Genomic DNA, 19,227 nt, shown 5'->3' with positions numbered 1-19,227 from the left:
GAACATATGAAGAAGATCGGCTTTCTCTCCTTCGGGCACTGGTCGGACACCCCGCACTCGCAGACACGGACCGCCTCCGACGCCCTCCTGCAGGCCGTCGACCTCGCCGTGGCCGCCGAGGAGCTGGGAGTGGACGGCGCGTACTTCCGCGTCCACCACTTCGCGCGGCAGTACGCCTCCCCGTTCCCCCTGCTCGCGGCGATCGGAGCCCGCACCGAACGGATCGAGATCGGCACCGGCGTCATCGACATGCGGTACGAGAACCCCATGTACATGGCGGAGGACGCCGGCGCCGCCGACCTGATCGCCGGCGGCCGGCTCCAGCTCGGCATCAGCCGCGGTTCACCGGAACAGGTGATCGACGGCTGGCGCTACTTCGGCTACCGCCCGTCGGAAGGCGAGAGCGACGCCGACATGGCGCGCAAGCACACCGAAGTGCTGCTGGAGGTGCTGAAGGGCGAGGGCTTCGCCCAGCCGAACCCGCGCCCCATGTTCCCCAACCCGCCGGGGCTGCTGCGCGTCGAACCGCACTCCGAGGGCCTGCGGGAACGCATCTGGTGGGGCTCCGGCTCCAACTCCACCGCCGTGTGGGCCGCCCAGCTGGGCATGAACCTGCAGAGCTCCACGCTCAAGGACGACGAGAGCGGCGAGCCCCTCCACGTCCAGCAGCGCAAGCAGATCGAGGCCTACCGCGAGGCCTGGCGGGAGGCGGGACACGAGCGTGAGCCGCGGGTCTCGGTCAGCCGGTCCGTCTTCACCCTGGTCGACGCCCGGGACCGTGCCTACTTCGGCCGCGAGACCGACTCCCAGGACCACTTCGGCAACATCGACGCCCACACCCGCGCCGTCTTCGGCCGCTCCTACGCCGCCGAACCCGACGTCCTCGTCGACCAGCTCGCCAAGGACGAGGCGATCGCCGCCGCCGACACCCTGCTCCTGACGGTCCCCAACCAGCTCGGCGTCGACTACAACGCCCACGTGTTGGAGGCCATCCTCACCCACGTCGCCCCGGCCCTCGGCTGGCGCTGACCCGGCCACCCGTCCAGGGTCACCACCGCATGGCAGGAAAGGTGGGAAGCCCGTCATTGCGGCCATGACGGCCCGCTGCCAGGCTCGACGACATGAAGGAACGGAGCGTGCTCCTCGTCCTGTACGAGGGGGTGCAGAGCCTCGACGTCACGGGGCCCCTGGAGGTGTTCGCCGGGGCCGCCGGGGCGGCGGGGCGGCCCGGCGGCTACCGGGTGACGACCGCCTCGCCCGGTGGCGGACCCGTCGGCGCGTCCAGCGGGCTCCGCATCATGCCGGACGCCGACCTGGCCGACGTCGCGCCGCCGCACACGCTGCTGGTGCCCGGCGGCGCGGGCACCGCCGAGCCGGACCCGGTGGTGGTACGGCGGATCCGCGAGCTGGCGGTCGGGGCCGAACGGGTGGTGTCGGTCTGCACGGGCGCGTTCCTGCTCGCCGAGGCGGGACTCCTGGCGGGCCGGCGTGCCACCACCCACTGGGCGTACTGCGACACGCTTGCCCGGCGCTTCCCGGAGACCGAGGTGGCCGCCGAGCCGATCTACGTGCGGGACGGCGCGATCGCCACCTCCGCGGGGGTCACCGCGGGCATCGACCTCGCCCTGGCGCTGGTCGAGGAGGACCTCGGCAGGGACGTCGCGCTCCGCCTCGCCCGGCACCTGGTGGTGTTCCTCCGGAGGCCCGGCGACCAGGCGCAGTTCAGCACCCAGCTCGCCGCGCAGCTCGCGGAACGGCACCCGCTGCGCCAGGTGCAGAGCTGGATCGCCGAGCACCCCGACGACGACCTGTCGGTCGAGGCTCTGGCCCGCCGGGCCTCCCTCTCCCCGCGCCACTTCGCCCGCGCCTTCACCGCCGAGGTCGGGACGACCCCGGGACGGTACGTGGACTCGGTGCGGCTGGAGGCGGCGCGCCGTCGCCTGGAGGACACCGAGGACGGCGTCGCGGAGGTCGCCCGCGCCTGCGGCTACGGCACGGCGGAGGCCATGCGGCGGGCCTTCGTCCGCGCGCTGTCCGTGCCCCCGGCCGAGTACCGGCGCCGGTTCCGGCCGGCCGCCGCCCCCGCCGTCGCCGTCGCGCCCAGGACCGTGACCGCCACCACCGGCACCACTGTCACTACCGGCACTGCCCGCACTGCTGTCAGCGCCGGCACCACCGGCACCGCGGACACCGCGGCCGCCGCCGACCGAGAGGACCGACGACCATGAAGATCGCCTTCCTGATCTACGAGAACTTCACCGCGCTGGACGTGGTGGGGCCGTACGAAGTGCTCTCCCGGGTCCCCGGCGCGGAGGTCGTCTTCACCGCGGCCCGCAGGGGCCCGGTCCGCACCGACATGGGCAGCCTCGCCCTCACCGCCGACGCGGCGTACTCCGAGGTGACCGACCCGGACGTCCTCGTCGTCTCCGGCGGCCCGGGGACCGAGGCCCTGGTCGGTGACGGTCCGACGCTGGACTGGATCCGGGCCGTCGACGCGAACACCACCTGGACCACGTCCGTCTGCTCGGGTTCCCTCCTGCTCGCCGCCGCCGGTCTCCTCACCGGACGCCGGGCCACCTCGCACTGGATCTGCCTGGAGCTCCTGGGCATGTTCGGCGCGACACCCGTCGACGACGAACGGATCGTCGTCGACGGGAAGTACACCACCGCGGCGGGCGTGTCGGCCGGGATCGACCTCGCGCTCCACCTCGCGGGCCGCGCGGCGGGCGACCGGGTCGCCGAGGCGATCCAGCTGGTCACCGAGTACGCGCCCGAACCGCCCTACCGCACCGGCTCCACCGCCACGGCCCCGGCCGAGCTGGTGGAGGCGCTGCGGGCCAGCAACCTGGCCGTCGGTCCCGCGATCGCGGGTTGACCGGCCGTCCCGTCCCCGGCGCCGCCGTTGCCACGGGGTTCGCCGCGCGGTACCTGAGGACCCTCGCCGTCATGTACGCCCGCGGCGTCCGCGGCGCGGATGCGGTCCGCCGCTCCTACCGCTTCGCCTTCGGCTGGGGGAAGTGGGTCGACCCGACCTCGCGCCCCCTCATGACCCCACGCCTCACCGGTGGCAGGCGCGTCAGCCGGCCCGAGTGGCCGTCACCATCAGGTACTCCCACTCCATGACCACGCCCTCGCTGTCGCCGCCCCGGTCGTGCTCCCGTGCGAGGTCGGCCAGGGCGCGGTCGAGCTCCGCGGCCCGGTCCGGGTCGTCACCGATCGCGCGGTAGGCGGCGATCGTCGGGCCGTAGCGCAGCTTGAAGTAGTCCCGGAACGCCTCCGGCGTCGGGAAGGCGGTGACCGTCAGCGTGCGGCGCTCGGCGGTCAGCCCGCTCACCCGGTCGCCGAGCAGGTCGCGGACGTGCCGCTCGGAACCCCACAGCGGCGGCGGCTGCGCGCCCGGCGGCAGCGGAGGCAGGAACGGTTTCATCACGGCGAGCATCCGGCCCAGGAACCCCTCCTGCGTCCAGGCGATCAGGCCGATGGTGCCGCCCGGCCGACAGACGCGGACCAACTCGTCGGCCGCGACCTGGTGATGCGGGGCGAACATGATGCCGACCACGGAGAGCACGACGTCGAACTCCCCGTCCCCGAACGGCAGTCGCTCCGCGTCGACCTCACGCCACTCCAGCTCCGCGCCCCGCTCTTCCGCCAACCGCCGCCCCACCTCCAGCAGTTCCGGGGTCAGGTCGCTCGCCACCACCTGCGCGCCGGTCAGCGCCGCCGGGATCGCCGCGTTGCCGGTGCCCGCGGCCACGTCCAGCACCCGCCGCCCGGCGCGCACCCCGCACGCCTCGACCAGCAGGGGCCCCAGCTCCGCGATCAGATCGGCGGCGATCGCCGGATAGTCGCCCTGCGCCCACATCGCGCGGTGCCTGGCCTTCAGCGCGTGGTCCGCGGCGTCCGCGTCACCGGCGGCGTTCGGGTTCGTCATGCCGTTCCTCCACCCTCCTGGACGGCTCCGGTAGCCGTGGCACCACGATGAGGACCGCCCCGGCCGAGGCCCCCGCAGCCGCGCCGCGCCGGGGCACGGCGTCACCGGGATGGTCGCCGGGGAGGGGTGGGGCCGGCCCGCGGTCTCTGCCCTGAGGACCGCGACACCGTGGAGCGACGCCCCCCGCACCCCTCCGCACCACCCGTGGGGGGGCCGGGCCGAAATAGGTTCCGTGTCAACGGTGTTGGGACCGACATGCCTCAGGGACCCGCACCGCGCCCACTGTCCGACGCCGCCCTCTCCCGACTGCTCGCCCAGCAGCGGTTCGGCACGCTCGCCACCGTCAAGAAGAGCGGCCACCCGCACCTGACCACCATGCTCTACCACTGGGACCCCGAAGCCCGCGTGGTGCGGTTCTCGACGACCGCGGACCGGGTCAAACTGCGGCACCTGCGCCGCGAGCCGCGAGCCGCACTGCACGTACAGGGCGGCGACCCCTGGTCGTTCGCCGTCGCCGAGGGCGAGGCCGAGGTCTCCGACGTCACGACGACGCCCGGCGACGCGGTCGGGAGGGAACTGCTCGCCGTCGTCCCGGAGGAGGCCCGGCCCGCCACCCCGGAGGACGAGGACGCGTTCCTCGCACAGCTCGTCGCCGAACGCCGCGTGGTCGTCCGGCTGAAGGCCGACCGGCTGTACGGCACGGCGCTGGACGTCGACGGCGGATGAACCACCGGCCCCCACCCGCACGCGGCTCGACGCACCGCCCCTAGGATCGGCCACCCGGACCCGACACGTGGGGGAGTGCGTCATGGCAGGCCAGGTCGCGGCGGTGAGCCGTAACGCGGAGTACTCGTTCAGCAAGCCCACCCGTGCGTCCGTCACCCTCCTCGCCGGTCTCGGCGTCGAAGGGGACGTCCACGCCGGCCCGACCATCCGCCACCAGTTCCGCATGACCTACGAGCCCGACCTGCCGAACCTCCGCCAGGTCCACCTCATGCACGAGGAACTCTTCACGGAGCTCGCGCACAAGGGGTTCGACGTCACCGCCGGCCAGCTCGGCGAGAACGTCACCACCCGTGACGTGGACCTCCTCGGCCTCCCCACCGGCACGCTGCTGCGCCTGGGGGAGCAGGCCGTGGTGGAGGTGACGGGACTGCGCAACCCGTGCTCCAAGATCAACGACTTCCGCCAGGGGCTGCTGGCCGAGGTCTTCGCCCTCGACCCCGCGTCCGGCGACTTCACCTTCAAGTCCGGCGTCATGGCGGTGGTGCGCCACGGAGGGACCGTCCGCCCCGGCGACCCGATCGAGATCGAACTCCCGCCCCCGCCGCACCGCCCGCTGGAGCGCGTGTAGAGGCCGCGCCGCGCGGGGCCGCGAGGCCTCCGCGCACGTGCCGAGTGCCCCGCACGCGGTCGACTGTCAGTGCCCCGAGCCATGATGGCCACAGACCGCATCCGCGCACCCCGGGGAGTTGCCTTGAGCTGGGACGTCCTGTTGCTCCGCCTGCCGCACGGCACCGCTTCGCTCACCGAGCTGCCGCCCGAGGGCCCGCCGCCCCTCGGCCTCCGCGACGATCTCCACGCGCGGATACGCGGCGCGTTCCCCGACGTGAACCTCACCGACCCCAGCTGGGGCGAACTCGGCGGCGACGGATGGTCCATGGAACTGAACATCGGTGACAAGGACCTGACGGACACGATCATGCTCCACATACGCGGCGGCGGGGACGACGCGGTCTCCGCCGTGCTGCGCCTGGCCGCGGCCCTGGACTGCCACGCCTACGACACCGCCTCCGACGACCTGATGCGGCCCGGCGGCCCGAACGGCTGGCAGGCGTTCCAGACGTACCGGGACGGCATCCTCGGAACCCCCGGCCCGTCGGCGGCGGACACGGGCCCCCTGCCCGGCTGATCCCTCCCGCTGGCGGGTGGGCCGAAAAACCCTGGTGGGAGGGGTGGTCGACGGAGTTACAGTCCCGCATGACCACGTACGGCCTCGGCCCCACCAAGCTCTACGCCCGCTCCGAGCGACTGCTGCACGGCAAGGGCATGGAGTCCGCGATCGGTCGCGGTGAGGCCGAGGACTGGATCGGCCTCGACAGCGAGGTCAAGTGGGTGACCTACAAGGCGCTCCACCCCAGCGGGCGGTCGACCTCCTGGACCCGGGTCGGATTTCTCGCGGTCCCGCAGCAGGAGATCGCCGACTGGGAGCGGGCACCCTCCTGGCAGGAGGACGGGACCGGCGCCGGGGCCCCGTCCTGGAGCCTGCCGCCCACCGAGTCCGAGATCGCCCTGTGCCTCAGTCACGCGGACCCCCGCCTCCGCGCGGCCGCGCTCACCCTCGACGCGCGGGGAGCGCTGCCCGACTCCGTCATGCCCCTCGTCCTGATCCGCAGCGCGGACACCGACGAGCGCGTCCGGACCCTCGCCCGCGCCGTCCTCGACCACCTCCTCGCCGACGCGGACGACACCCAGCTGCGCCGACTCGCGCCCCTCGCGGCCCTGGTGGGCGAGGCACGGCGGTACCGGGACTGGGCGCGGCGCAACGTCCTCGACCGCATCGGTGGACTGCCCGACGAGGCACTCGCCCACCTCCTGACCAGCCACCGCCGGGAGTCCCGACGCTGCGCCCTCGACGCGGCGGGCGCGTACGGGAACCTCGCCCCGGCACGGATCTGGGCGCTGGCCGAACAGGACCCCGACGAGGCCGTGCGGGGACTGGCCGTGGCGACCGCCCTCCGTCTCGCCCTCGACTCCGGACAGCAGACGGCCGTCGACGACGCCCGCTCCCGGTTCCTCGCCCACCTCGACGACGAGCGCGCCTACGGCCTGCGCCTCCGTACCTTCGCCACCGCCGTCGCATCGGACTTCCTCCGCATCGACGACCTGGCCACCCTCGCCACCACCCACCGCTACCGGAAGATCCGGTGGCACGCCTGCTCGGCCGTCCTCGCCCACCCGCGGGGGGACACCGTCCTCGACCGCCTGCTCACCGCCCGCGACACGCGCGTCCGTGCCGCCGCCGTGGACCGGCTGCGGCTCGCCGGCCGGGGCGACGAGCTGCCCCGGTACCTGACCGACCTCTCCGGCCGCGTCCGCGCGGCGGCGTGCCGCGAAGTCCGGGCCGCGGGCGGCGACCCCCACGCCCACTACCTCGCGCTGTGCGGCGACCCGGCCACCGTCGTCCCCACGGCGGTCCTCGGCCTCGCGGAACAGGGCCGCCCGGAGGACACCGCCCTGCTGCGCCCCCTCCTCCGCCACCCGCACGCCGGCGTCCGGGACCGCGCCCTCTCCGCGCTGCGGATGCTCGACGCCCTCCCCGACGACGCCCTCCCGCCCTTCGCCGACGACCCCGACCCCGGCGTACGCGGCACCGCCCTCAGCGCCCTCGGCCGCACCCCCTGCCTCCTGCGCGAGCTGCGCGACAGCCCACGGGAGGACGTGCGGGCGCACGTGGAGATCCTCCTGGAGTACAACCAGACGTACCGCCGGGGCGCCTGCCGCTGCTGCCCGCCCCCTCCGCCACCGAGGAGATCCAGGCTGACGCGCATCCTGTCAGGCCCCCGCCCCGAACCGTGGCAGCCCTCCATGACCCGCCCGGCTTCCTACGACGCCGCCCGTCCGGGCACCGGAGCTTCCCTGCCCGCGTGGGCACGGCCGCCGCGATGAGCGGTTGTCACCCAGCCTGGGGCGCAGACACAGTTGACCGGCGGGCTGGTGACGTTGTCCGCTGGGAGCATGCGAACTCTGCCCCAGAGCCAGTGGGAGGACGTTCTCCTGCGCCTCCTGGACGACGTGTACACCTTCGCGGCTACCGGCCCGAGAACCCCTGCCGCCTGGCACAAGGACGCGGTGGCGGTGATGAACCGGCAGGCCGAAGATCCGCGTGGATGGCTCACCCTGGACTGGGACAAGGACAACGACGAGGAGCGAACCAAGAACCCACCTGGCTTCCCGTTCGTCCCACTGTCCGCGGCACGGCTGCAGAAAGGGCTGTACCCCGTCACGGTCGGTACAGCGGTGCGCCTGCTGGCCGAGATGCCCAAGGAATGGGGACCGAGCGGTACGGAAGAACAGACCGCGGCGGCCCTCGCCGACGCACGCATCGTTCTCGACCGGTACGGCGACCGCGTCTCCTGCTACAGCAACATCACCGAGGCGCGGAGCACCCCGTCACCGGATCTCACGAACGGGTCAAGGGCTGGAGGCCCCTCACCGAGTACATCGGCGACTTCGGATGCGTCGTTGTGTCGCCCGAAGAGGTCGGAGTCTTCTGGGCGTTCGATGCCAGGTGAGAACACGGTGGTCCCGCAGCTAGCCAGGGGGCACGACAGTGACGATCGACCGACCGGTTGCGACGGGCGGGTGGCGCAGCCGAACAGCGCATGCGCCAGGCGCCGCTCTCTGAGCCGACACACGTGGTCCTGACGTGATCTCATGTCGCAAACAACGGTGCGTGTGGGGAGGGGGCGTCGTACATGAGTGGCGCGCGATCGGCCGGGAGCATCTGGCGGATGGACGAGGACGACGGCGGCCACCTCGCAGGGCGCTGGTGGCAGTGGGCGCTGTCCGCGCCGGAGGACCGCAGCCCCGTGCGGGACACCACGGGGGAGCACGCCGGGTGGGACCAGCCGGCGGACGTCTGGTTCCTGGCCGGCACCTACGGCGGCCGGGTGGAGCGGCGTTGCGCGATACCCGCGGGGCGGCCCGTGTTCTTCCCGGTGCTCAACGTCCAGCACACCTGGGAGTACTCGCAGGACCACCTGTGCATGCGGTTCGAGCGCGCCGACGCCTCGCTCAACGGCGTGCGGCTGTCGCTGCGGGAGTTCCGCGGCGGGTTCCGGCACGGCGGTGAGCGGCACCTGACCTGGGGCGTCTGGGGCGGCTTCGAGCCGCTGGCGGCCGGGCAGTACGTGCTCGAGATCAACGGCCGCGCGGGCGACTTCGTCGTGGACACCACGTACCACCTGACCGTCACGGACCACTGAACGCCGAGCCGAGGGGCGGCCGGACATGGACCTGGTGCTGGACCCGCCGCGCCGTGTCGCGCCGCTGCGGATCGGGATGACCCTCGACGGGGCGCTCGCCGCGGTCGCCGGGTGGACGGACCTCTTCACCGCCCGCACGGTCGCCCGGTACGGTGCGCCGAGCCGTACGCGGCGACGAAGGGAGTCGTGAAGAGATGGGCCCCGTCCCGACCGTTCGCGGAGAGATCGACGCCGGTGCGCTCGGCCGCACCTACATGCACGAGCACATCTTCATCCGCACCGCCGACGTCCAGCGCAGCCGCCCCGGCGAGTGGGGCGACGACGAGACGCGGATCGCCGACGCGGTGACCCGGCTGCGGGCGCTGGCGGCGCAGGGCGTGCGGACGATCGTGGACCCCACCGTGCTCGGCATGGGTCGCGATGTGGCGCTGGTGCGGCGGGTGGCCGAGCAGGTTCCCGAGCTCAACATCGTGGTGGCCACCGGCATCTACACCTACGACAGCGTGCCGTTCTACTTCCGGCACCGGGGCCCCGGGCTCGCGCCCGGCACGCCGGACCCGATGGACGAGCTGTTCGTCGACGAGATCACCGACGGCATCGCCGGCAGCGGCGGCGTGCGGGCCGGGATGCTCAAGTGCGCCATCGACGCGGACGGGTTGACGCCCGGTGTGGAGCGGGTGATGCGGGCCGTGGCCCGGGCCCACCACCGCACCGGCGTGCCCGTCACCGTGCACACCCACCCCGGCAACCGCACCGCCGGAGAGGTGAAGCGGGTGCTGTGCGACGAGGAGCAGGTGGACCCCTCGCGGATCGTGCTCGGGCACAGCGGCGACTCCACCGACTGCGACTACCTAGCCGAGCTCGCCGACGAGGGCTTCGTGCTGGGGATGGACCGGTTCGGCCTCCACCTGGACGTCACCTTCGAGCAACGGGCCGCGACGCTGGTCGAGATGTGCCGCCGCGGATACGCCGGGAGCATGGTGCTCTCGCAGGACGCGTCCTGCTACATCGACTGGATCGACCCTGCGGCCCTGCCGCTGCTGCCGCAGTGGCACTACCTGCACCTCGGTGACGAAGTCCTCCCGTACGCACGGGAGTCGGGGGTCACGGAGGAGCAGATCAGGACCATGCTGGAGGACGTCCCGCGCCGCCTGCTCGACGGCAAGGGCTGACCCGGGGCGCCGACGGGGCACGCGGCGTCGGCAGTCCTCCGGGTCACGCGGCCGCGGTGCCGTCCAGCAACGCGGTGACGGCCGCGCGGGCGTGGCGGGCCGGCGCCGGGTCGCCGGTGACGCCCGCGGTCACGATGGCCCCCTCCGCCAGCAGGTGGACCGGCTCGGCGACGGGCGCCCCCGCCCCGGTGGCACGGACCCACCGCGCGATCTGGTCGCGGAACTCCCGCTTGTGGGAACGGACTTCGGCCAGCACCGCCTCGGACACCGGGCCGAGCTCACCGTGCGCGTTGATCCACAGGCAGCCGCGGAACCCGGGCTCGGCGAACCAGTCGGCCAGCCAGTCGAAGACGGCGAGGACGCGTTCCCGGGGATCCGCGACCCGCTCCACGTAACCGGTCAGGCTCTCCCGCCACCGCAGGTCGCGGCGCCGGAGCACCGCCACCACCAGGTCCTCCTTGGTCGGGAAGAGCCGGTAGATCCGCTTCAGGGGCAGCCCGGCCGCCACGCGGACCTCGTCCATGCCCACCGCCTGGATGCCGCGGTCGTAGAACAACCGCTCCGCCGCGTCCAGGAGCGCCTCCCGCGCCCGGCGGTTCTGCTCCTCGGTGAGGGGGGCGGGCATCGGGGCTCCTTGCGTCGAGAGCGTTCGTTCTCTACCTTAGCGGGAGCAGGTGGAGAACGGACGTTCTCCACCGCTCCGACCCGCCGGGAGGCAGCCGTGACGGACGATCGACCGCCCCTTCCGCCGTTCACCAGGGAGACCGCCCTGCGGAAGGTCCAGGCCGCCGAGGACGCGTGGAACACCCGCGACCCCGAGCGGGTGGCCGCGGCCTACACGTACGACTCGGTGTGGCGGAACCGGGACGAGTTCGTCCACGGCCGCGAGGAGATCGTCGCCTTCCTGACGCGCAAGTGGGAGCGCGAGCGGGAGTACGCGCTGCGCAAGAGCCTGTGGGCGTTCCACGAGAACCGGATCGCCGTGCGCTTCCAGTACGAGTGGCGCGACGCGGACGGCCGGTGGTGGCGCAGCTACGGCAACGAGCAGTGGGAGTTCGACGAGCGCGGCCTCATGCGGCGCCGCGAGGCGAGCATCAACGACGTGCCGATCCGGGCGGCCGACCGCCGCATCCACGGCCCCCGGCCGGACCGCGAGCGAGGGCTCGACATCCCGCTCGAGTGATGCGCTCTCGCCCGCGCCCGCCGGGCTCCGGGGTCCGGGCTCGGGCTCCGCGCTCCGGGCCGGCGGTCACAGGTGCCCGCAGGTCCTGCACCGGATCCTCGCCGGACCTGAACCGGGTCTCGGCCGGTTCGCCCTCCTTCTGCTGAACGATGCGGTGCCGGGACATTCGCTCGACGCAGACGAAGGCGCCGTGACCGCGCCGATGGAGACCACCATGAGTGACTACAGGCCCCTCCCGCCGGAGCAGCACGGATACGGCCACGACCCGTACCGGCCGGCCCAGGCGTACCCGCCGCCGTCGACCCCGCGCCTCACCGTCGCCCCGCCCCCGGTGGCCGGGCCACGCGGGAGAGGTCGCGGGGAGGGCACCGGGCAACTGCGGGCGGCGCTGGTGGTGCACACCATCGCGGACATCGCCGCCGCGTTCCTCGCCCTGTGGATCGTGCTGTACCTGTTCGACGCCAACCAGGGCAACGTCTTCGTCGACTTCGTGAAGGGCGTCGCCGACGGCCTGGCCTGGTGGTCGCAGGACATCTTCACCATGGAGGCGGAGCCCTTCCGGGTCTTCCTCAACCACGCGCTGCCCGCCGGGGTCTACCTGCTGCTCGGCCACGGCGCCGCGGCCTGGCTCCGGCGCTTCTGAACCCGCGGCCGCGGCACCCCTGAACCCGAACCCGAGCCGGAACCCGCGGCCGCGGGGGGCGGGCTCAGCCCGTGAGCTCCCACAGCACGCGGTAGTACCGGATCCGCTCCGCGTCGGGCGCCACGCCGTACGCGTCGAGCAGCGTCTCCTCCCAGCCCGGGCCGTAGTTCCACACCGTGCTCCACGTGGCCGCGGCCAGATCGGCCCAGCGGTCGGCGACGCCGAGCGAGCCGAGGTCCACGTGGCCGGTGGGGGCGCCGTCGTCGCCCAGCAGCGTGTTGGGCGCGCAGGCGTCGCCGTGGCAGACGACGAGGCGGTCGCCCGGCGGCGGATCCTCCAGCAGCCGCAGCGCGCCCTCGACGGTGCCGAGGTCGCGCAGTTCCTCCGGCCAGGCGGCGGGGTCGACGGCGCCGGCCGCCACCCGGGCCCGCACCCGCGCCAGCCGCCGCTCGAGCGACCAGTCGAACGGGCACTCGGCGACCGGCAGCGCGTCGTGCAGCGCGCGCAGCCCCGCCCCCACCGCGCGGGCGGCCGTGCGGGGGTCCGCCTTCCACCGCTCGTCCACGGCGGAGGTGCCGGGAAGCCCCCGGGTGAGCAGCCAGGCGCCCGACGCGTCCCCGCCCTCCGCCAGCACCGGCGGCACGGGCGTGTACCGGGACGCCCACCGCAGCCGCACCGCCTCCGCCGCCAGGTCGAGCCCGCTGCCGGCGGGCGCCCACTTGGCGAACCGCGGGCCGTCCTCCGCGTCGATCCGGAAGGTCAGCCCGCCCACCTGGTTGAGCCAGACGGCACGCATCGGACGGCCGCCGGCCAGTTCCAGGACGGCGGGCGGCGTCTCCACGGGCTCCTGGGGCGCTGCGGCGATCGGAAGCATTCCCCCATGGTGACCCACGCGGAACCGCGGTCCGCCCCACCCACCTCATTGCATAAAAATGCGGGGCACCGTATAGTCGTGCCATCGATAGGGAGGACCCATGACGGTACGAGCGGCGGTTGCCGGAGCGAGTGGATACGCGGGCGGGGAGCTGCTGCGGCTGCTGCTGGCGCACCCCGAGGTGGAGATCGGCGCGCTGACCGGGAACTCCAACGCCGGACAGCGACTGGGCGCGCTGCAGCCGCACCTGCTGCCGCTGGCCGACCGGGTGCTGGAGGCCACGACGGCGGAGACCCTCGCCGGGCACGACGTCGTGTTCCTCGCACTGCCGCACGGCCAGTCCGCCGCCGTGGCCGAGCAGCTCGGCCCCGACGTGCTGGTCGTCGACATGGGGGCCGACTTCCGCCTGCGGGACGCCGCCGACTGGGAGGCCTTCTACGGCTCCCCGCACGCCGGCACCTGGCCCTACGGACTGCCCGAACTGCCGGGCGCCCGCGCCGCGTTGGAGGGGTCCAAGCGCGTCGCGGTGCCCGGTTGCTACCCGACCGCCGTGTCGCTGGCGCTGTTCCCGGCCTACGCCGCCGACCTCGCCGAACCGGAGGCCGTGGTGGTCGCCGCCTCCGGCACCTCCGGAGCCGGCAAGGCCGCCAAGCCGCACCTGCTGGGCAGCGAGGTCATGGGCTCCATGTCGCCCTACGGCGTCGGCGGCGGCCACCGGCACACGCCGGAGATGATCCAGAACCTCAGCGCCGCCGCGGGGGAGCGGGTGAGCGTGTCGTTCACGCCGATGCTCGCGCCCATGCCGCGCGGCATCCTCGCCACCTGCAGCGCCAGGGCGAAGCCGGGCGTCACCGCGGAGACCGTGCGGGAGGCGTACGTGAAGGCGTACGCGGACGAGCCCTTCGTCCACCTGCTCCCCGAGGGGCAGTGGCCGGCCACCGGCTCGGTCGTCGGCTCGAACGCCGTGCAGGTGCAGGTGGCGTACGACGCGGCCGCGGGCCGCGTGGTGGTCGTCACCGCCGTCGACAACCTCACCAAGGGCACCGCCGGCGGCGCCGTGCAGAGCATGAACATCGCCCTGGGTCTGGACGAGACCACCGGGCTTTCCACCGTCGGAGTCGCACCGTGAGCGACCCCCGGGCGGCCGCCGGGCCGCTGAAGAGCATGGCCGCACCGACGCACCGCGCGGTCGGAGAAGCGAACGAGGAGATGCAGTGAGCGTCACGGCAGCCAAGGGATTCACGGCGGCGGGCATCGCCGCCGGGATCAAGGAGAACGGCAACCCCGACCTCGCCCTGGTCGTCAACAACGGCCCCCGCCGGGCCGCCGCCGGCGTCTTCACCTCCAACCGCGTCAAGGCCGCGCCGGTCCTCTGGTCCGAGCAGGTCCTCAAGGGCGGCGAGGTGTCCGCCGTGGTCCTCAACTCCGGTGGCGCCAACGCCTGCACCGGCCCCCGGGGCTTCCAGGACACCCACGCCACCGCGGAGAAGGCCGCCGAGGTCCTCGGCCTGAACGCCGCCCAGGTCGCGGTCGCCTCGACCGGGCTGATCGGCGTGCTGCTGCCCATGGACAAGCTGCTGCCGGGCATCGGCACGGCCGCCGCGCAGCTTTCCGAGCACGGCGGCGAGAAGGCGGCCATCGCCATCAAGACCACCGACACCGTGCACAAGACGTCGGTCGTCACCCAGGACGGCTGGACCGTCGGCGGCATGGCCAAGGGCGCGGGCATGCTCGCCCCGGGCCTGGCCACCATGCTGGTCGTGATCACCACCGACGCCGACCTGGACGCCGCCGCCCTGGACACCGCGCTGCGCGACGCCACCCGCGTCACCTTCGACCGGGTCGACTCCGACGGCTGCATGTCCACCAACGACACCGTGCTGCTCCTCGCCTCCGGCGCCTCCGGGACCACCCCGGACCAGCAGGAGTTCGCGGCGGCCGTCCGCGCGGTCTGCGACGACCTCGGGCAGCAGCTCATCCGCGACGCCGAGGGCGCCAGCAAGGACATCAAGGTGGAGGTGGTCAACGCCGCCTCCGAGGCCGACGCCGTCGAGGTGGGCCGTTCGATCGCCCGCAACAACCTCCTCAAGTGCGCCATCCACGGCGAGGACCCCAACTGGGGCCGCGTGCTGTCCGCGATCGGCACCACCGGCGCCGCCTTCGAGCCGGACCGGCTGAACGTCGCCATCAACGGCGTGTGGGTCTGCAAGGGCGGCAGCGTCGGCGAGGACCGCGAGCTCGTCGACATGCGCTACCGCGAGGTGCACATCGTCGCCGACCTGGCCGCGGGCTCCGAGACCGCCACCATCTGGACCAACGACCTCACCGCCGACTACGTCCACGAGAACAGCGCGTACTCCTCATGAGCAACCGCACCCGGCGGCACACCGCCCTCCCCAAGGCCCAGATCCTCATCGAGGCGCTGCCCTGGCTCACCCGCCACCGCGGCAGGACCGTCGTCATCAAGTTCGGCGGCAACGCCATGGTCGACGAGCAGCTCAAGGCCGCGTTCGCGCAGGACGTCGTCTTCCTGCACCACGCCGGACTCAGGCCGGTCGTGGTGCACGGCGGCGGGCCGCAGATCAGCGCCGCGCTGGACCGGCACGGCATCGTCAGCGAGTTCAAGGCCGGCCTCCGCGTCACCACCGAGGAGGCCATGGACGTGGTCCGCATGGTCCTCGCCGGGCAGGTGCAGCGCGAGCTGGTCGGCCTGCTCAACCAGCACGGCCCGCTCGCCGTCGGCCTCACCGGCGAGGACGCCCACACCCTGACCGCGACCAAGCACCTGGCCGAGATCGACGGCGAACTCGTCGACATCGGCCGGGTCGGCGAGATCACCGCGATCGACACCGGCGCCGTCGAGGCGCTCCTCGCGGACGGCCGGATCCCGGTCGTCTCCTCGATCGCCCGTTCCCAGGACGACGGACATGTCTACAACGTCAATGCTGATACGGCGGCTGCGGCACTCGCTGCGGCGCTCGGCGCGGAAACGCTCATGGTCCTCACCGACGTCGAGGGCCTCTACGAGGACTGGCCCCACAGCGACGAGGTGATCAGCCGCCTCACCGCGAGCGAACTCGAGAAACTCCTGCCGGAGCTGTCGGCCGGCATGGTGCCGAAGATGGAGGGCTGCCTGCACGCCGTGCGCAACGGCGTCGGCAACGCCCGCGTCATCGACGGCCGGGTCCAGCACTCGATCCTGCTGGAGATCTTCACCGACGAGGGCATCGGCACGATGGTCGTGCCGGACGAGCCCGCCGTCGCCGACCAGGAGGGGCAGTCGTGAGCAACGCCGAACTGAAGGAGCGCTGGAACGGCGCCCTGATGAACAACTACGGCACGCCCCGGATCCCGCTGGTCCGCGGCGAGGGCGCCAAGCTGTGGGACGCCGACGGCAAGGAGTACCTCGACCTCGTCGGCGGCATCGCCGTCAACGCCCTGGGCCACGCCCACCCGGCGGTCGTGGAGGCGGTCTCCCGCCAGATCGCCTCGCTCGGCCACGTCTCCAACCTCTTCGTCGCCGAACCGACCGTGGCGCTCGCCGAACGGCTGCTGGAGCTGTTCGGGCGGGACGGCAAGGTCTTCTTCTGCAACTCCGGCGCCGAGGCCAACGAGGCCGCGTTCAAGCTCGGCCGGCTGACCGGCCGCCGCCACGTCGTGGCCACCGAGGGCGGCTTCCACGGCCGCACCATGGGCGCGCTCGCCCTCACCGGCCAGCCCGGCAAGCAGGAACCGTTCCTCCCGCTGCCCGGCGACGTCACCCACGTCCCCTACGGCGACGCCCAGGCCCTGGCCGCCGCGGTCACCGAGGAGACCGCCCTGGTGATCATCGAGCCGGTGCAGGGCGAGAACGGCGTGGTGGTGCCCCCGGCCGGCTACCTCAAGGCCGCCCGCGCCATCACCGCCGCCGCCGGCGCGCTGCTGGTCCTCGACGAGGTGCAGACCGGCATCGGCCGCACCGGCCACTGGTTCGCCTACCAGGCCCACGAGGGCGTGCTGCCCGACGTGGTCACCCTGGCCAAGGGCATCGGCGGCGGCCTGCCGCTCGGCGCCACCGTCGCCTTCGGCCGCGCCGCCCAGCTGTTCCGGCCGGGCCACCACGGCACCACGTTCGGCGGCAACCCGGTCGCCTGCGCCGCCGGCCTGGCCGTGCTCGACACCGTCGCCGACGAGGGCCTGCTCGACAACGTCAAGCGGCAGAGCGAGCGCCTCGTCACCGGCATCGAGGCGCTGGACAGCCCGTTGATCTCCCACGTCCGGGGCGAAGGGCTGCTGCTGGGTATCGTGCTCACCGGGCCGCTCGCAGCGCAGGCGCAGCAGGCGGCCCAGGAGGCCGGGTTCCTGGTGAACGCGCCCGCCCCCGACGTCGTCCGGCTGATGCCTCCGCTGAACCTGGCCGACGCGGAGACGGACGCCTTCCTCCAGGCGCTCCCCGGCATCCTCGACGCGGCCGATGCCACAGCCCGCTGAGGCGGACGACCGGATCCGGAGACGAAGGAACACGATGAGTCAGGCGCAGGACCACGAGCAGCACGGCGGGCCGGCCGTGCCGCAGACCCGCACCGCCCGGCACCGCCGGATCGTCGACATCCTCAACCGGCAACCGGTGCGCTCCCAGAGCCAGCTCGCCAAGCTCCTCGCCGACGACGGGCTGAGCGTCACCCAGGCGACGCTCTCCCGCGACCTCGACGAGCTGAACGCGGTGAAGATCCGCAACACCGACGGCGAGCTGATCTACGCGGTGCCCAGCGAGGGCGGCTTCCGCACGCCCCGCGCACCGCTGGGGGAGTCCGCCAAGGAGGAGCGGATGCGGCGGCTCTCCGGCGAGCTGCTGATCTCGGCCGAGGCGTCCGCCAACCTCGTGGTCCTGCGCACCCCGCCCGGGGCCGCGCAGTTCCTCGCCTCCGCCATCGACCAGGCGGAGCTGCACGACATCCTGGGCACCATCGCCGGCGACGACACCCTGCTGCTGATCAGCCGGGAGCCGACCGGCGGCCAGGCGCTCGCCGACCACCTGCTGGCGCTGGCCCAGAACAGCCGCCGCGCCAACCCGTGACGCCCGGTCAGTAACGGGTGATCGCCGTCGGCCCGTCCGTGGTGCCGACGGCGATGTGGGGCGCGCGGGACGGGTCGGCCCAGCGCAGGAGGCGGCGCATCGCGTCGGCCGGCACGGACACGCAGCCGGCCGTCGCGCCGCCGCCGTGCACGTGCAGGAAGATGCCCGCGCCGCGACCCCGCACGGGCTGCCGGTAGTTGAAGCCGATGACGAGCGCGTACGCGTACTGCTCCGGGTAGGTGACGAGGTGTTCGGCCTCGGCCGGGGCGCAGTCCGCGGCCAGCGGCTCGCTCCAGCGGTTGTAGGCGCGGGAGCCGTTGTCCTGGCACCACCACGCGTCGGGACCCACCCGGCGGTACGGGTGGCGGGTGCCCTCGGGGGCGGGCTCGATGCCGAAGGCGAACGGCAGGTCGTAGAGCCCGGTGGGCGTGGTGCCGGTGCCCTGGCGGCGGGTGGCGCCCTCCGCCAGGCCGTTCGCGCCGAACCGCGCGGGCGCCGAGCCGGCCTCCTCCCAGCGGCCGCCGGTCCCGGAGCGCTGCCACCAGGTCACGGTGCCGGTGGTGCTGCCCGTCGTCGCCGCCTCGGCGGTGATCAGCTGCGAGCCGCCACCGGTGTCCGCCATCCGCTCGGGCAGCGGCCGCTCGGCACCCGACGAGGCGTCCGGCTGGACACCCGGCTCGGCACCCGGCGGGACACCCGGCACGGACCAGGCGCCGAGCAGCGGCAGACACAGGACAGCGGCGACGGCTACGGCTTGGCGCATGCGCCCATCGTCACGGAGCCACCGGGGGCAACGGCAACGGCACGCCGGGCAGGCCGTCGATGCTGGTGGCGATGGTCCGCTTGGCGAAGTAGGCGCTCAGGGACTCGTCGTCGTCCCGGGAGAACCGCTTGGCGTGCAGCTCCCGGTCGCTCTCGTACGCCATGTAGGGGACGGCGAACCCGCAGGCGTCCCGGACCGTCCTCGCCGTGACCACGATGATCGCGCGCAGCCCGTGGTCGCCCGGATCGATGTCCGGGAAGCGCGCCAGCAGCTCCGGGAACCGGGGGTCGTCACGGAAGACGGCCTCCCCGGTGCCGTGCACGCGCAGCACGGTCGGCGGGCCCTGGAACGCGCACCACATCAGGGTGATCCGGCCGTTCTCCCGCAGGTGCGCCACCGTCTCGGCGTTGGACCCGGCGAAGTCCAGGTAGGCCACCGTGTGGTCGTCCAGTACCGCGAGGGAGCCCTTGAGGCCCTTGGGGGAGAGGTTCACCGTGCCGTCCGCGGCGAGCGGGGCGGTGGCGGTGAAGAAGACGGGTTGTTCCTCGATGAACGCGCGGAGCCGGTCGTCGATCCGGTCGTATGACTTGCCCATGGGGCCATCCTCGCCTCAACTC

Annotated in this window: 22 protein-coding genes and 1 pseudogene; 18 read left to right on the top strand and 5 right to left on the bottom strand. The window is 73.5% G+C overall.

What is annotated here, in order from left to right; all coding sequences use genetic code 11:
- The first annotated feature begins 6 nt into the window (after positions 1-6).
- The 3 genes and pseudogenes from ACWD3O_RS12230 to ACWD3O_RS12220 all read left to right on the top strand — a co-directional run bounded on the left by ACWD3O_RS12230 (position 7) and on the right by ACWD3O_RS12220 (position 2,875).
- Positions 7-1,029, top strand: a complete 1,023-nt coding sequence (locus tag ACWD3O_RS12230) for an LLM class flavin-dependent oxidoreductase (RefSeq protein WP_451415776.1) — start codon at positions 7-9, stop codon at positions 1,027-1,029.
- Positions 1,030-1,121: 92 nt separating this feature from the next.
- A pseudogene (locus ACWD3O_RS12225) lies at positions 1,122-2,084 on the top strand (GlxA family transcriptional regulator); the annotation flags it as partial.
- 140 nt (positions 2,085-2,224) lie between these two features.
- A complete protein-coding gene (locus ACWD3O_RS12220; RefSeq protein ID WP_451411015.1) occupies positions 2,225-2,875 on the top strand; it encodes a DJ-1/PfpI family protein in 651 nt (216 codons plus the stop codon).
- A gap of 201 nt (positions 2,876-3,076) precedes the next feature.
- Here ACWD3O_RS12220 and ACWD3O_RS12215 read toward each other — a convergent pair whose 3' ends face one another.
- Positions 3,077-3,931: a class I SAM-dependent methyltransferase gene (locus ACWD3O_RS12215; RefSeq protein WP_451415775.1), complete on the bottom strand. Its 855-nt coding sequence runs from the start codon at positions 3,929-3,931 to the stop codon at positions 3,077-3,079.
- A gap of 255 nt (positions 3,932-4,186) precedes the next feature.
- On the opposite strand from ACWD3O_RS12215, the gene ACWD3O_RS12210 reads away from it, so the two are divergent.
- The 8 genes from ACWD3O_RS12210 (at position 4,187) to ACWD3O_RS12175 (ending at position 10,091) form a co-directional block, all read left to right on the top strand.
- Positions 4,187-4,657, top strand: a complete 471-nt coding sequence (locus ACWD3O_RS12210; protein ID WP_451411013.1) for a pyridoxamine 5'-phosphate oxidase family protein — start codon at positions 4,187-4,189, stop codon at positions 4,655-4,657.
- Between the two features lie 82 nt (positions 4,658-4,739).
- The gene (locus tag ACWD3O_RS12205; RefSeq protein WP_451415774.1) at positions 4,740-5,285 is read left to right on the top strand and encodes an MOSC domain-containing protein; all 546 of its coding nucleotides are present in this window, start codon (positions 4,740-4,742) and stop codon (positions 5,283-5,285) included.
- A 123-nt stretch (positions 5,286-5,408) separates the two neighbouring features.
- Positions 5,409-5,843 carry a hypothetical protein gene (locus ACWD3O_RS12200; protein WP_451411011.1) on the top strand — a complete coding sequence of 145 codons (435 nt, stop codon included), beginning with the start codon at positions 5,409-5,411 and terminating at the stop codon, positions 5,841-5,843.
- Positions 5,844-5,911: 68 nt separating this feature from the next.
- A complete protein-coding gene (locus ACWD3O_RS12195) occupies positions 5,912-7,600 on the top strand; it encodes a hypothetical protein (protein WP_451415773.1) in 1,689 nt (562 codons plus the stop codon).
- Between the two features lie 69 nt (positions 7,601-7,669).
- A complete protein-coding gene (locus ACWD3O_RS12190; RefSeq protein ID WP_451415772.1) occupies positions 7,670-8,359 on the top strand; it encodes a hypothetical protein in 690 nt (229 codons plus the stop codon).
- 86 nt (positions 8,360-8,445) lie between these two features.
- Positions 8,446-8,919: a hypothetical protein gene (locus ACWD3O_RS12185; protein ID WP_451415771.1), complete on the top strand. Its 474-nt coding sequence runs from the start codon at positions 8,446-8,448 to the stop codon at positions 8,917-8,919.
- A gap of 25 nt (positions 8,920-8,944) precedes the next feature.
- A complete protein-coding gene (locus ACWD3O_RS12180) occupies positions 8,945-9,109 on the top strand; it encodes a hypothetical protein (RefSeq protein WP_451415770.1) in 165 nt (54 codons plus the stop codon).
- A gap of 4 nt (positions 9,110-9,113) precedes the next feature.
- Entirely contained in the window at positions 9,114-10,091 is a 978-nt protein-coding gene (locus ACWD3O_RS12175; RefSeq protein ID WP_451411006.1) for a phosphotriesterase family protein, read from the top strand.
- Positions 10,092-10,134: 43 nt separating this feature from the next.
- Here the strand turns inward: ACWD3O_RS12175 and ACWD3O_RS12170 are convergent, their stop codons facing one another.
- Positions 10,135-10,716: a TetR/AcrR family transcriptional regulator gene (locus ACWD3O_RS12170; RefSeq protein ID WP_451415769.1), complete on the bottom strand. Its 582-nt coding sequence runs from the start codon at positions 10,714-10,716 to the stop codon at positions 10,135-10,137.
- Positions 10,717-10,812: 96 nt separating this feature from the next.
- On the opposite strand from ACWD3O_RS12170, the gene ACWD3O_RS12165 reads away from it, so the two are divergent.
- Both ACWD3O_RS12165 and ACWD3O_RS12160 read left to right on the top strand, forming a co-directional pair.
- Complete coding sequence (locus ACWD3O_RS12165) at positions 10,813-11,274, top strand: nuclear transport factor 2 family protein (RefSeq protein WP_451415768.1); 462 nt, start codon at positions 10,813-10,815, stop codon at positions 11,272-11,274.
- A gap of 214 nt (positions 11,275-11,488) precedes the next feature.
- Positions 11,489-11,917 (top strand): hypothetical protein, encoded by a 429-nt coding sequence (locus tag ACWD3O_RS12160; RefSeq protein WP_451415767.1) that lies wholly within the window; start codon positions 11,489-11,491, stop codon positions 11,915-11,917.
- 64 nt (positions 11,918-11,981) lie between these two features.
- On the opposite strand, the gene ACWD3O_RS12155 is transcribed toward ACWD3O_RS12160, so the two are convergent.
- Positions 11,982-12,791 (bottom strand): phosphotransferase, encoded by an 810-nt coding sequence (locus tag ACWD3O_RS12155; RefSeq protein ID WP_451415766.1) that lies wholly within the window; start codon positions 12,789-12,791, stop codon positions 11,982-11,984.
- A gap of 100 nt (positions 12,792-12,891) precedes the next feature.
- Between ACWD3O_RS12155 and argC the strand changes: the two genes are divergently transcribed.
- The 5 genes from argC (at position 12,892) to ACWD3O_RS12130 (ending at position 17,847) form a co-directional block, all read left to right on the top strand.
- Entirely contained in the window at positions 12,892-13,920 is a 1,029-nt protein-coding gene (gene argC, locus ACWD3O_RS12150; RefSeq protein ID WP_451411001.1) for an N-acetyl-gamma-glutamyl-phosphate reductase, read from the top strand.
- Between the two features lie 85 nt (positions 13,921-14,005).
- Positions 14,006-15,157 (top strand): bifunctional glutamate N-acetyltransferase/amino-acid acetyltransferase ArgJ, encoded by a 1,152-nt coding sequence (gene argJ, locus ACWD3O_RS12145; RefSeq protein WP_451415765.1) that lies wholly within the window; start codon positions 14,006-14,008, stop codon positions 15,155-15,157.
- Positions 15,154-16,077 (top strand): acetylglutamate kinase, encoded by a 924-nt coding sequence (gene argB, locus ACWD3O_RS12140; RefSeq protein ID WP_451410999.1) that lies wholly within the window; start codon positions 15,154-15,156, stop codon positions 16,075-16,077. The genes argJ and argB overlap by 4 nt, the downstream gene beginning before the upstream one ends.
- Positions 16,074-17,261 carry an acetylornithine transaminase gene (locus tag ACWD3O_RS12135; RefSeq protein WP_451410998.1) on the top strand — a complete coding sequence of 396 codons (1,188 nt, stop codon included), beginning with the start codon at positions 16,074-16,076 and terminating at the stop codon, positions 17,259-17,261. The genes argB and ACWD3O_RS12135 overlap by 4 nt, the downstream gene beginning before the upstream one ends.
- 34 nt (positions 17,262-17,295) lie before the next feature.
- Positions 17,296-17,847: an arginine repressor gene (locus tag ACWD3O_RS12130; protein WP_451410997.1), complete on the top strand. Its 552-nt coding sequence runs from the start codon at positions 17,296-17,298 to the stop codon at positions 17,845-17,847.
- A gap of 7 nt (positions 17,848-17,854) precedes the next feature.
- On the opposite strand, the gene ACWD3O_RS12125 is transcribed toward ACWD3O_RS12130, so the two are convergent.
- Complete coding sequence (locus ACWD3O_RS12125) at positions 17,855-18,610, bottom strand: L,D-transpeptidase family protein (protein ID WP_451415764.1); 756 nt, start codon at positions 18,608-18,610, stop codon at positions 17,855-17,857.
- A gap of 10 nt (positions 18,611-18,620) precedes the next feature.
- Complete coding sequence (locus ACWD3O_RS12120) at positions 18,621-19,205, bottom strand: pyridoxamine 5'-phosphate oxidase family protein (RefSeq protein WP_451410995.1); 585 nt, start codon at positions 19,203-19,205, stop codon at positions 18,621-18,623.
- Between the last annotated feature and the right edge of the window lie 22 nt (positions 19,206-19,227).

It is taken from the genome of Streptomyces sp. NPDC002640 (assembly GCF_053592575.1).
The sequence above is the reverse complement of the archived record's forward strand: the minus strand, read 5'-3'. Positions and strand labels throughout refer to the sequence as shown.